Annotated in this window: 8 protein-coding genes and 1 pseudogene; 1 reads left to right on the top strand and 8 read right to left on the bottom strand. The window is 59.6% G+C overall.

All coding sequences use genetic code 11. The features are described 5' to 3' along the window. Window positions 1–161 precede the first annotated feature (161 nt). Window positions 162–632 (bottom strand): Lrp/AsnC family transcriptional regulator, encoded by a 471-nt coding sequence (locus tag H1204_RS43550; protein WP_180736231.1) that lies wholly within the window; start codon window positions 630–632, stop codon window positions 162–164. A gap of 138 nt (window positions 633–770) precedes the next feature. Between H1204_RS43550 and H1204_RS43545 the strand changes: the two genes are divergently transcribed. After that, window positions 771–4,286, top strand: a complete 3,516-nt coding sequence (locus tag H1204_RS43545) for an indolepyruvate ferredoxin oxidoreductase family protein (RefSeq protein ID WP_180736230.1) — start codon at window positions 771–773, stop codon at window positions 4,284–4,286. A gap of 404 nt (window positions 4,287–4,690) precedes the next feature. Here the strand turns inward: H1204_RS43545 and panB are convergent. From panB to H1204_RS43510, 7 genes and pseudogenes are all read right to left on the bottom strand, one after another. Beyond that, window positions 4,691–5,511: pseudogene (panB, locus tag H1204_RS43540) on the bottom strand (3-methyl-2-oxobutanoate hydroxymethyltransferase). Between the two features lie 327 nt (window positions 5,512–5,838). Next, window positions 5,839–6,096 carry a hypothetical protein gene (locus H1204_RS43535; RefSeq protein ID WP_180736229.1) on the bottom strand — a complete coding sequence of 86 codons (258 nt, stop codon included), beginning with the start codon at window positions 6,094–6,096 and terminating at the stop codon, window positions 5,839–5,841. 39 nt (window positions 6,097–6,135) lie between these two features. Beyond that, window positions 6,136–7,071, bottom strand: a complete 936-nt coding sequence (locus tag H1204_RS43530) for an FAD-binding protein (RefSeq protein WP_180736228.1) — start codon at window positions 7,069–7,071, stop codon at window positions 6,136–6,138. Window positions 7,072–7,098: 27 nt separating this feature from the next. Next, a complete protein-coding gene (locus H1204_RS43525) occupies window positions 7,099–7,848 on the bottom strand; it encodes an electron transfer flavoprotein subunit beta/FixA family protein (RefSeq protein ID WP_180736227.1) in 750 nt (249 codons plus the stop codon). A gap of 48 nt (window positions 7,849–7,896) precedes the next feature. Next, the gene (locus tag H1204_RS43520; protein ID WP_180736226.1) at window positions 7,897–9,051 is read right to left on the bottom strand and encodes an acyl-CoA dehydrogenase; all 1,155 of its coding nucleotides are present in this window, start codon (window positions 9,049–9,051) and stop codon (window positions 7,897–7,899) included. Between the two features lie 12 nt (window positions 9,052–9,063). Further along, a complete protein-coding gene (locus H1204_RS43515; RefSeq protein WP_180736225.1) occupies window positions 9,064–10,272 on the bottom strand; it encodes an acyl-CoA dehydrogenase family protein in 1,209 nt (402 codons plus the stop codon). A 9-nt stretch (window positions 10,273–10,281) separates the two neighbouring features. Then, on the bottom strand, window positions 10,282–12,408 hold the full coding sequence (locus H1204_RS43510) for a 3-hydroxyacyl-CoA dehydrogenase NAD-binding domain-containing protein (RefSeq protein WP_180736224.1): 2,127 nt from the start codon (window positions 12,406–12,408) through the stop codon (window positions 10,282–10,284). Between the last annotated feature and the right edge of the window lie 39 nt (window positions 12,409–12,447).

The following is a 12,447-nucleotide window of genomic DNA, read 5'->3' as shown; positions in this document are numbered from 1 at the left end:
AAATAGGCTACAGCCACCACCCGACGGAAGCATGATTGATATGCAAAATGCTAACTTCTTAGTTCAATTGAACCAATTTTGAAGTCTGGGTATTTTTGGTCGCGCTCACAACCTTGTGGTCGCTAACGTTCCGAGGGGCGCCGACGATTCGGCTAGCGAAACTACAACATGGGAGAAGTGCGATTGAGCACCGTCTTCAGCGCGAAGCTGGAGCGTATGTGCTCGACCCCCGGTATGCAGGTCAATGTCTTCGTAAGGAAGCGCTGGTAAGTGTTCAGGTCGGGGACGACCACGCGCAAGATGAAATCGGCGTCGCCGGTCATCGTGAAGCAGCTCATGACCTCGGGCGCCACCACGATCTCTTTCTCGAAACGCTTGATTGCCGCCTCCGACTGGTTCTCCAAGGTGATCGACACGAAGACGTTCAGTTCGCCGATCAGCTTGCCCTCGTCAAGCTGCGCGACGTAGCCACGAATAATTCCCTGCTCTTCCAGTTTATGAACCCGCCGCAGCGTCGGCGTGAGCGACAGGCCGATACGTTCGGCGAGTTCACGCCAACTCAGCCGCCCATCCGCCGCCAGTTCGCGCAGGATTCGCAGATCGGTCTTGTCGAGATCCAGGGTTTGGTTCATTGAGTCTACAAAAAATAAATTGGATAGTTAAATTGAACTCTCATAAACGGGTTAGTTAATTCAATTTGGCGCAAAACACTTCGTCCGGCAACCTAAACTAACTCATCTATTCCAATATATTATCCCCCGGAGGATCTTGTGGGTACTGAACTCTCATCGCCCCGCACATCGGTGTCGACTGCAACTGAAGGCAGAACGTTTCTCACTGGCATCCAGGCGCTGGTCCGGCTGCCGATAATCCAGCGCGAGCGTGACCGGGCACGCGGACTAAATACGGCTGGCCTGATTTCCGGTTATCGCGGATCGCCACTTGGTGCATACGACCAGCAGCTGTGGAAAGCATCAAAACAGCTTGCCGCGCAAGACATCGTCTTCCAGCCCGGTCTGAACGAGGATCTCGCGGCCACGGCGCTGTGGGGAGCCCAGATGCATCGTGCCTTTGGCGACACCAAGGCGGATGGTGTGTTCGGCATCTGGTATGGCAAAGGCCCCGGTGTTGACCGGACGGGAGATGCATTCCGCTGCGCCAATATGTTCGGAACATCGAAACTTGGTGGCGTACTTGCCGTGTCGGGCGACGATCACGCTGCACAGTCATCCTCCTTCCCGCATCAGACCGACGGCATCTTCCATTCGGCATCCGTCCCGGTGCTTCAGCCGAGCAACGTCAGGGAGGTGATCGAATTCGGACTTGCGGGTATCGAGATGTCGCGTTTCTCGGGCCTGTGGGTATGCCTGAAGACCATTGCGGAAGTGGTAGAAACTGCTGCCACTGTTAATCTCAAGTCATGGCCGACCTTCTGCGAACCAGCGGGCTTCTCTGTACCCGCACATGGACTCAACTGGGATTCGTCGATTTCATGGCCAGCTCAACGTGGTGAGCTCGAGCGACGACTCATCGAGGAGCGTATCCCCGCTGCGAAAGCGTGGGCGAAAGCGAATCAGCTCGACCGGGTGATCGTCGAGGCTGCGTCAAAGCGGCTGGGGATCGTCACCGTTGGCAAAGCTCATCAGGATTTGATGCAGGCCTGCAGGGACCTCGGCCTCACGGACGATAATCTGCGCGCCATGGGTGTGTCGATCTACAAGGTCGCAATGAGCTGGCCGCTCGAGACCGAGGGCGCGTGCAGTTTCGCCGCGGGTCATCAGGAGGTCCTTGTCGTCGAAGAGAAGCGCTCCAACGTCGAAGCGCAGCTCAAGGATGCGCTCTTCCATCATCCCGCTCCGCAGCGTCCGATCGTTGTCGGAAAGACCGACACAACGGGCGCAGCACTGCTCCCCGAAGTGTCGGAATTCAGTACACGACTCGTGGCCGGCATCCTGGTGCAACGGATGCTGGCCAACGGTATCGACGCGCCCGGAATGCGTGATCGCCTCGCAGCCCTCGATGCTGCCGCAAAGAAGCCGAGTGCGGCCGTCATTCCGATCCGCAGACCCTATTTCTGTTCGGGATGCCCGCACAACACATCCACGCGCACACCGGACGGTTCGATCAGCGGCGGCGGCATCGGCTGCCATGTGATGGCGCTCTCGCAACCGGAACTGAAGACGAAAGTCATGAGCCAGATGGGCGGCGAAGGCGCCCAATGGATCGGCGCTGGGCCCTTTTCGCGCACGTCACACATCTTCCAGAACCTGGGCGACGGGACTTATCAGCACTCGGGTTTGCTTGCCATTCGTGCCGCCGTCGCAGCGAAGAGCAACATCACCTACAAGATCCTCTACAACGACGCCGTCGCGATGACGGGCGGACAACCCGCGGAGGGCACGAACGATCCCGCCCGTATCACGCGGCAACTACACGAGGAAGGTGTCGGAAAGGTCGTGCTCGTCACCGACGATCCGCAGCGCTGGAGAAGCAATGGCCTGCTCGCGCCGGGGGTCGATGTCCATCACCGGGACCAGCTCGACGCTGTACAACGGCAGCTCCGGGAGACGGCCGGCGTCACGGCGATCGTCTATGAACAGACATGCGCCGCAGAAAAACGCCGCCGTCGGAAGCGCAAGGAAATGCCAGATCCGGATCGCCGGTTGTTCATCAATGAAGCGGTCTGTGAAGGATGCGGCGATTGCTCGGTCCAGTCGAACTGCATTTCCATCGAGCCGATCGAAACTCCGTTAGGACGCAAGCGGACGATCAATCAGAGTTCGTGCAACAAAGACTTCTCCTGTGTAAAGGGCTTTTGTCCAAGCTTCGTCGAGATCGAGGGTGTGAAGCTTCGCAAGCCCGACGGCAAGCGGCTCGCAACCATGGAAGCAGATCTTTTGACAACGCTGCCGGCTCCAACACTCGCGAAGCCGGATGAAGCTTTCAATGTCTACATAACCGGCATCGGCGGCACAGGCGTTCTGACGATGGGGGCACTGCTGGGCGCAGCCGCCAGCCTGGATGGACTTGCCTCAACGGTGCTGGACTTTACAGGCATGGCCCAGAAGAACGGCGCGGTCGTAAGCCAGGTTCGGATTGCGGCTACCGACGAACAGATCCCTGCGTCGCGCATCGGCGAAGGCAAGGCCGACCTTCTGCTCGGCGCAGATCTCGTCGTATCGGCATCGCCGGATTCGCTAATGCGTCTATCGCCACAGCGCACTGCAGCCGTGCTCAATCTCGCGGAGACGCCCACGCCCGACGTAATCCGCGACCGCGACGCGAGCCTGCCCGTTAATCTGATGCACGATCGCGTCCGCACCCGTTGCAGCGATACCGTGTTCCACGCGCTGGATGCGAGCGCCCTCGCCCAACACATCTTTGGCGACACCTTGCCGACGCATACGATGATGCTGGGTTACGCATGGCAAAAGGGACTGGTTCCCCTAAGCCACGCCGCGATTACGCAGGCAATCGAGCGCAATGGTGCAGCGATCGACATGAACAAGTCCGCCTTCAACTGGGGGCGAATTGCCGCCGCAAAGCCAGAAGCATTGAAGGCGCTCGAACAGCAGTCAGGCAGAAGCAGCCCGGAAGTGCAGTCACTCGCTGAATTGATGGAATTGCACCAGCAGAAGCTCGTCGCATACCAGGGTATCGAATACGCGCGACAATATCGCGATCTCGTCACCTTGGCGGAAAAGGCGGAAGCGAATATCGGTGCGAAAGGTGACCGGTTCGCGACCGCCGTCGCACGAAGCGCTTTCAAACTTATGGCCTATAAGGACGAGTACGAAGTGGCCCGCCTCTATAGCGCGCCGGAGTTTCGTGAGTCGCTGACGACGCAGTTCTCGAGCGCAGAAAAACTATCGCTCTGGCTCGCGCCGCCCATCATTTCCCGAATTGATCCGGCGACCGGCCGTCCCAAGAAGACGAAATTCGGCCCGTGGATCTTCCCGGTCCTGAAGGCCATAGCAAGTTTGCGCAGTCTACGCGGCACTGCGCTCGACGTGTTCGGCTATACCGCGGAGCGTCGCGCTGAGCGCCGGCTCGTTGGCGAATATTTCGGAGATGTTCGCAAGGTCTGCTCCCTGCTCGATCGCGGGAATCTTCAGCATGCAGTCGATTTTGCGGCCTTGCCGTTGGAGATTCGAGGCTTCGGTCCCGTCAAGGAGAAGGCGATCGACGAACATGCAGGAAAACGAGCAGTTGCGTTGTCGTCGCTCCAAGCCGGCACTCAACGCGACCTTGCATCGCAAGCTCGTAGCGACGCCAACGCTGCATAACAAACCGGGGCCAGCGTCCAACTATCCTGGGCGCCTCTAGCGTCGAGGTCAGTGTGTCGCTGGCCCCGGTTTGTGAATTTTGCTGCGAACATGAGCGCAATTCGGTCATGTTCCAGGTGACAGCACGCGCAAGAAATTGCTGCGAGATCGTTGACCGGACGAACGGACGGCATGAGCGAATCCAGACCACGGAGTCTGCTCCGAACTGCTCAACCCGTATCGCGCAAGTACCGCGAGGACTGTCGGCGATACAGCCGCGAATCGTGTTCTTCAACCGATCACAGGAAAACGGGTATCGATGCCGACGAGACACGACACGTTACGTTGCCCCGGACGGGGCCCGTTTCCTGTCACAGACCTGCGTGTGTGTCTCACCGTGGCTTATGAAGCCCACCGATCCCGGGTCAGACCGCGAACGTGTGCTCGACTGCAGGAAAAGCGCCTGACTTCACTTCCTGCACATACAACCGGACAGCCGCGTCAATGGAGGTTTGACCTTCCATGAAATTCTTGACGAATTTGGCCTTACGTCCCGGAAACACGCCGAGGACATCGTGCAGCACAAGGACTTGCCCCGAACACTCAGGACCTGCGCCAATGCCGATGGTAGGAATCGTTAGGCGTCGTGTTACCTCGGCCGCAAGCGCCGCCGGAATCGCCTCCATGACCAGCAGTTGAGCTCCAGCAGCCTGCAAGGCGAGTACGTCGTCGATCAATCTCGTAGCTGCGGATTCCGTCTTGCCTTGCACGCGGAACCCCCGAGTACGTGCACGGATTGTGGAGTCAACCCCACGTGAGCGCAAACGGGGATGCCTCGATCAACGAGGAACCGGACCGTATCGGCTAGCCATGCGCCACCCTCGAGCTTCACCATCTGGGCGCCCGCTCGCATCAGGCGCGCGGCATTCTCGAACGCCTGCGCTGGCGTTGCGTACGTCGCAAAGGGTAAGTCAGACACGACCAGCGCGCTTCTGTTTCCACGCGCGACTGACTCGGTGTGGTAGCTCATATGCTCGATCGTCACTGGCAGCGTGGTCAACTGGCCCTGCAGGACATTGCCTAACGAATCTCCCACGAGGATGATCTCAACGCCGCAGCGGTCCACCAAAGCCGCAAAACTCGCGTCATAGCACGCCATCATCGCGATTTTCTCGCCTGCGTCGCGCATGGTTTGAAGTGCGAGAACGGTGACGTTCTTGCGCGGTGCCTCTTGTAGATAGGTCATGATGAAATATTCGTTCAGGAAGCGGTCATCGCTTATTGATGGAACTGATCCGTTCGTGTGCACAAACGGGTTAGCATGCCGGTTTAGGACCAGATTCGCGGTGTCGACAGGTCGCTGGTCACGCAAGTCTACGTCGATCAAGCTTACGTTTTGCGCCAAAACCGCGCAGCGTAGACTGGCTTTAAAGCGCGTTTGCTCTACTATATGAGTCCAACCGCGAGCGTTGCACCAACGTCTGGCTGCTTGCATACGGTTGTCAGGAATGAGGGCGTATCGGTCTGGCCATACGAAGGGAGTCGACGGGTCGTATGGCCCGTCGCGTGAACCCTAGCGTTGGAGCTGGTTTGCTTGTACCCGACGTCCGGAAAAAAAACGCTCCCTCGCCGCCCTGATCGCCGTGTCGAAATCCGGCTCGGTGGCAAGATGCTTGTGATCCACGCTAACCAGCCAGCCTTGGGCAGCCTTGCACCACCTGATTCTTCCCTCGTCGTAAAGCGCACAGAACCAGCGCCAGAGGGTGGCGTCTTCTTCGTTTGCATGCCGTGCCGCCAGAGAGCGCACGTGATCGTATTGAATCGTCGGCATTTCCAGCTCCATTTTCTGACGTGTGCGCCGCTTTGTCGATCAGCCGAGTTCCGTCACCAGCTCCGGCACGACAGTGAACAGATCGCCAACAAGGGCGTAGTCAGCAACGCTGAAAATCGGTGCTTCTTCGTCCTTGTTGATCGCGACGATCACCTTTGAGTCCTTCATGCCAGCCAGATGCTGGATAGCGCCCGAGATACCGACGGCGATATACAGTTGCGGCGCAACGATCTTGCCCGTCTGACCGACCTGATAGTCGTTCGGCACGTAGCCAGCGTCGACAGCTGCGCGCGATGCGCCCATTGCCGCACCAAGCTTGTCGGCCAACGGCTCGAGCACTTTCGTGTAGTTCTCGCCACTGCCCAGACCACGACCGCCCGACACGATGACGTGCGCCGAGGTCAGTTCCGGACGATCCAGCTTCGTCACTTCACGGCTCACGAACTGCGAGAGGCCCGTATCGGCTGCCGCTTCGATCTTCTCGACCGATGCGCTGCCGCCTTCCGCTGCACCCGGGTCGAAGCCCGTCGAACGCACCGTGATGACCTTCATGGGATCAGCCGATTGCACGATCGCAATCGCATTGCCCGCGTAGATCGGGCGCTCGAACGTGTCGGCGGAGTCCACTGCCGTGATATCGCTGATCTGCGCGACGTCGAGCTTCGCGGCAATACGCGGCGCGATGTTCTTGCCATAAGCCTTAGCGGGCGCGAGGATGTGCGAGTAATCCTTCGCGATATTCAGCACCGTCGCCTCGACGTTTTCCGCGAGGCCTGCTGCCAGTTGCGGTGCATCGGCGAGCAGCACCTTCGCCACGCCTGCCACCTTCGCAGCCGCGTCAGCCGCGCCTTGCGCATTGTGGCCAGCCACCAGCACATGAACGTCGCCACCAATCTTCTGCGCGGCGGCAACCGTATTCAGCGTCGCTGCCTTGAGCGCCGCGTTGTCGTGTTCAGCAATTACCAGAATCGTCATTTCATTCGTCTCCGTGTGCCCGAAAAATCAAAGCACCTTGGCTTCGGTCTTGAGCTTTTCGACCAGCGTCTTCACGTCGGCCACCTTCACGCCAGCCGAGCGCTTCGGCGGCTCGCTGACTTTCAGCGTCTTCAGACGCGGCGTGACGTCGACGCCCAGATCTTCCGGCTTCACGGTTTCCAGCGGCTTCTTCTTCGCCTTCATGATGTTCGGCAGCGTCACGTAGCGCGGCTCGTTCAGGCGCAGATCGGTCGTGATGACGGCGGGCAGCTTCAGCGACAACGTTTCCGCACCGCCGTCCACTTCACGCGACACGGTCGCCTTGCCGTCAGCCACGACAACCTTCGATGCAAACGTCGCCTGCGGCAGATTCGCCAGCGCGGCCAGCATCTGGCCCGTCTGGTTCGAATCGTCGTCGATGGCCTGCTTGCCGAGAATCACCAGCTGAGGCTGTTCCTTGTCGACCAGCGCCTTGAGCAGTTTCGCCACGGCCAGCGGCTGCAGGTCTTCACCCGATTCGATCAGGATCGCGCGGTCCGCGCCGATCGCCAGCGCCGTGCGCAGCGTCTCCTGACATTGCGTCACGCCCGCCGACACGGCGATCACTTCCGTCGCCACGCCCGCTTCGCGCAGGCGCACGGCTTCTTCGACGGCGATTTCGTCGAACGGATTCATCGACATCTTCACATTCGCAATGTCGACGCCCGTGTTGTCCGACTTCACGCGGACCTTCACGTTGTAGTCAACCACTCGTTTCACAGCTACAACAATCTTCATGGATCTACTCCCAGTCAAGAGTTCGATAACGCGGGTGCATAGGTCACTCTACGCATTCTGTGCCCGCTGGCGCATCTCACGCCCCAGATCGACATAACGTTCGAGATGGTGATCCTCGTCGCCGAGTTGATGGTCGATCATCACGAGGCGTTTGGCATAGTGCGCAAGCGGTAGCTCCCACGTCATGCCAATACCACCGTGGAGCTGGATGCATTCCTCAGCTACGCGGGAACCGATGTGACCAATGGAATACTTCGCACCTGACAACGCGCGTTCACGCTCGATGCGCGGCGCGCTGAGCGCGACAGCTGCGTTGATGCAGGCCGAACGAGCCTGCTCGATCTCAAGCAGCAGGTCAGCCATACGATGTTGAAGCGCCTGAAACGTTCCGATTGGTACGCCGAATTGCTTGCGGGTTCGCAGATAGTCGAGTGTGTGCTCCTTTGCAACGTCCATTGCTCCCAGTGCTTCCGACACCAGAGCGACGACGCCGTATCCAATTGCTTGTTCGAGCGCAGCGAACCCGCTTCCTTCGCCCCCGACCATCGCATTTGCGTCGACCTCGACGTTTTCGAATGTCACCTCTGCCGCGCGCCCGCCGTCTATCTTGCCGTAACCGCGCACATGCACGCCTTCTGTCGCGCGCGGCACCATGAACAGCGAGATGCCGCTCTCGTCGTGATTCCGGCCTGATATCCGAGTCGAAACAAGGAGCATGTCAGCCTGCTCTCCTTGTTGCACGACACCTTTCGCGCCGTTGAGCAGCCACCCGTTTCCCCGCTTTTCGGCGCGGGTCGTGACGCGCGACAGTTCATAGTGCGCACCGGGCTCGTCATGTGCGAAGACCGCGAGCAGTCCACCGTCGATCATCTCCGTGATCCAACCCCGTTGCATGTCGCTTCCTGCGTATGCAAGCGCGCTTCCGACCATCAATGTATCGAGGAACGGTTCGACAACCAGGCCGCGTCCGAGCGCTTCGAACACGACGGCAACGTCGAAGCCACCTCCTCCATATCCGCCATCGGATTCGTCGAAAAGCGCGCCGATGACACCCAGTTCGGCAAAGCGCCGCCAAAAGTCGATGCTGAAACCTTCATCCGATCGCGCTATGCGATCCCGAATGGCGAAGGGATACTGCTCAGCGATAAAGCGGGTGAGCGTATCCGCAAGCATCCGGCGATCTTCGGTATGCTGGAAATTCATGACACGAGTCCTTTACAGCCCCAGAATCATCTTCGAAATGATGTTCTTCTGGATTTCGTTGGCGCCGCCGAAGATCGACAGCTTGCGATTGTTGAGGTACTGCGACGCAGCACTTGCTGCCTCCTCAGGTCCGACGGGTACTCCGTCGTAACCGTCGAGGAGCGCTTCTTCAATGAAAGGTGATGCGTAGGGTCCCATTGCCCGCCGCAGCAGCGACGATATTTCCTGTCGGATCTCGGTGCCGCGAATCTTCAGCATGGAGCTTTCAGCACCCGGAACGCCCCCTCCTGCCACCGCGGCAATCACGCGAAGATTGGTCGTCTTCATGTTTTCCAGGTCGATTTCCACTCGCGCAATCCGCGCCGCGAAATGTGGATCGTCGGCAAGGGGACGCCCATTGCGCTGTACCTTTTCTGCAGCCGCCTTCAGACGCCCTAGCGCGGCCACAGAGAATCCGACACCTGCGATGTTGGTACGCTCATACGTCAGCAGATACTTTGCATATGTCCAGCCCCTGTTCTCCTCCCCAACCAGGTTCTCTACGGGGACACGCACATCAGTGAAAAAAACCTCATTGACCTCGTGCTCGCCCTCGAGCGTAACGATCGGGCGCACCTCGACGCCGGGCGTATTCATGTCGATGAGCAAAAAGCTGATGCCTTCCTGCTTGCGCGCGTTCGGCGAAGTACGGACAAGGCAGAAGATCATGTTCGCGTAGTGCGCCAGCGTGGTCCATGTCTTCTGGCCGTTCACCAGGTAGTACTCTTCGCCGTTCTCCGTCTGGCGGACAGCTGTCGTACGAACCGACGCGAGATCGGAGCCGGCGCCAGGCTCCGAGTAGCCCTGACACCACCAGTCGGAGCCGTCAAGAATTCGCGGCAACCAGCGACGCTTTTGTGCGTCACTGCCATATTTGATGAGCACCGGTCCGAGCATATTTACGCCAAACGGCACGATCCGCGGTGCACCGGCGAGCGCACACTCGTTCTCGAAAATGAACTTCTGCACGGCATTCCATCCTGGACCGCCATATTCCTTGGGCCAGTGATTGGCGAGCCATCCTCGTCCATTCAGAATGCCGTGCCATTCGGCCATATCTTCGCGGGTGAGCCGTCGGCCGGCTCTCACCTTATCGGCGATGCGCTGGGGCAAATGGTCTTTCAGAAAACGCAGCACGTCTTCGCGAAACGCCTCTTCTTCATCAGTAAACTTCAGATCCATACGTCGTACTCAGGTAGATTGATTCAGGCTTGCGAAGCTCGCGCCCCGTTCCACAAGCTCGACCAGCAACGGAGACGGCTGCCAGAAAACAGGATCGTGTCTGGCGAACTCGCAAATGTCCGCAAGCAGCGCCGGCAGACCAACGGTGTCGGCGTAATGCATCGGGCCGCCGCGATATTCCGGAAACCCGAAGCCGTAGATCAGTGTCACATCGACGTCCAGTGGCCGCAGGGCAATACGTTCGTGGACGACGTTTGCTCCTTCGTTGATCATCGCTGCCATGTAGCGCCTGACGATTTGCTCATCGCTGAACGAGCGGGGCGTCACACCGGCGCGCTCGCGTTCGGCGACGATGATTCCCCCGACGTCCGGGTCCGGCGTACCCGTCCGCTGTCCCTCCTCGTAGCGATAGAAGCCACGCCCCGTCTTCTGCCCGAACCACCCGCGCTCACAGATACGATCCGCAATCTGCACATAGCGCGCATTGGGATCCCGCGTTGCTGCACGGCGCTTACGCGATGCCCAGCCGATGTCACCTCCCGCGAGGTCGATCACCTGATATGGCCCCATCGGGAAACCGAATTCACGCATGACTTTGTCTATCTGATACGGCGATGCACCGTCTTCCATGAGGTGGTCCGCAGCTGCCCGATATACCGCAAGCATCCGGTTGCCGATAAAGCCATCGCACACGCCAGCACGCACCGGCACCTTTCGCAACTTCTTCGCGAGGTCGAACGCCGTCGCGACTACGTCGGCACTCACGCGCGCGGGCACCACAACCTCCAGCAATCTCATGATGTTCGCGGGCGAGAAAAAGTGCAGCCCGATCACATCCTGTGGGCGCGAGATACTGGCGGCGATCGCATCGATGTCGAGATAGGACGTGTTAGTGGCCAGCACGGCTCCCGGGCGGCAAACGCGATCAAGCTCTGCGAAGACCGCCTGCTTGACACCCATGTCTTCGAACACAGCTTCGATTACGACATCGACATCGGCAAGCGTATCGTAAGAAGTACTGGCGCCGAATCGTTCGAGTTTCTTCTCCTTCGTGAAGGTGGTGAGGCGTCCCCTTGCGATCAGGCCGTCATAGACCTTTTCAACATGTGCGCGCCCGCGGGCAAGAGATTCGTCATCGCGCTCGATCATTGTCACGGGCAAACCTGCGTCGAGGAGCGCAACGGCGATCCCGGCGCCCATCGTGCCGCCTCCCACAACGCCGACGGTACGTACCGGGCGGGGCTTCGTGTTACGGGTTTCGGGCGCTTTCTGTACCTCTTTCTCAGCGAAGAAGGCGTGCGTCAGCGCCACGCGCTGCTGGCTTTCGAGACATTCGAGAAACCGCTGCCGCTCGAAACGTAGCCCATCCTCGAACGTCAGATTCAGCGCAGCCTCGACGCATTCGACGATCTTCAGCGGCGACATCAGGCCTCGCGACTTCTTCACGGTATCCGCGCGCGCGGCTGCGACTTCCGCTGCGCTCGTCTCGTGGTCCGCAAGACATTGCGCATCGCGCGTGCGCCGTACGGTAGCGTGCGCCACGAGAAGCTGTTGAGCGTATGCGAGACCTTCTGCAAGCACGTCGTCGCTCTGGCCCACCCTATCGACAAGACCGAGCTTCAGCGCTTCCTGCGCATCGACGTGGCGTCCGCTGAGCATCAGAGACAGCGCAGACTCGGCGCCGATCAGCCGCGGCGTACGCTGCGTGCCCCCCGCTCCCGGTAACAATCCGAGTCGCACTTCGGGAAGTCCGAGCCTGGATCCCGTCACCGCGAGGCGGTAGTGCGCCGCAAGCGCGATTTCCAGCCCACCGCCGAGCGCTGCGCCATGAATCGCAACGACGACCGGCTTGCTGCAAGCCTCGATGCGGTTGCACACCTCGGGCATCCCCGGCGATTGCGGGGGCTTGCCGAACTCGCGAATATCCGCGCCTGCGATGAAATTGCAACCAGCGCCGACGATCAGCACAGCACGCACCGCCGTATTCCCATCGGCAGCATCGATCGCGGCAAGGAGTCCCCGCCGGACACTGGCATCTAGCGCATTGACTGGCGGATTATCGACAGTGATAAGCAACACATTGCCTCGCAACTCCTGGGTGACGGGCGGTGCAACTGATGCCGTGTGTGGCGTCATGAGATCTTTCTCCTCGTGCATGATTTGAATCGAACTGCT

Origin of the sequence: Paraburkholderia sp. PGU19 (genome assembly GCF_013426915.1) — a bacterium.
Taxonomy (GTDB): domain Bacteria; phylum Pseudomonadota; class Gammaproteobacteria; order Burkholderiales; family Burkholderiaceae; genus Paraburkholderia.
The sequence above is the reverse complement of the archived record's forward strand: the minus strand, read 5'-3'. Positions and strand labels throughout refer to the sequence as shown.

Bases quoted from the DNA above. Each gene is read 5' to 3' on its own strand.
- H1204_RS43535 (WP_180736229.1), bottom strand. From the start codon at position 6,096: ATGCCGACGATTCAATACGATCACGTGCGCTCTCTGGCGGCACGGCAT.
- H1204_RS43510 (WP_180736224.1), bottom strand. From the start codon at position 12,408: ATGACGCCACACACGGCATCAGTTGCACCGCCCGTCACCCAGGAGTTG.
- H1204_RS43525 (WP_180736227.1), bottom strand. From the start codon at position 7,848: ATGAAGATTGTTGTAGCTGTGAAACGAGTGGTTGACTACAACGTGAAG.
- H1204_RS43520 (WP_180736226.1), bottom strand. From the start codon at position 9,051: ATGAATTTCCAGCATACCGAAGATCGCCGGATGCTTGCGGATACGCTC.
- H1204_RS43515 (WP_180736225.1), bottom strand. From the start codon at position 10,272: ATGGATCTGAAGTTTACTGATGAAGAAGAGGCGTTTCGCGAAGACGTG.
- H1204_RS43530 (WP_180736228.1), bottom strand. From the start codon at position 7,071: ATGACGATTCTGGTAATTGCTGAACACGACAACGCGGCGCTCAAGGCA.
- H1204_RS43550 (WP_180736231.1), bottom strand. From the start codon at position 632: ATGAACCAAACCCTGGATCTCGACAAGACCGATCTGCGAATCCTGCGC.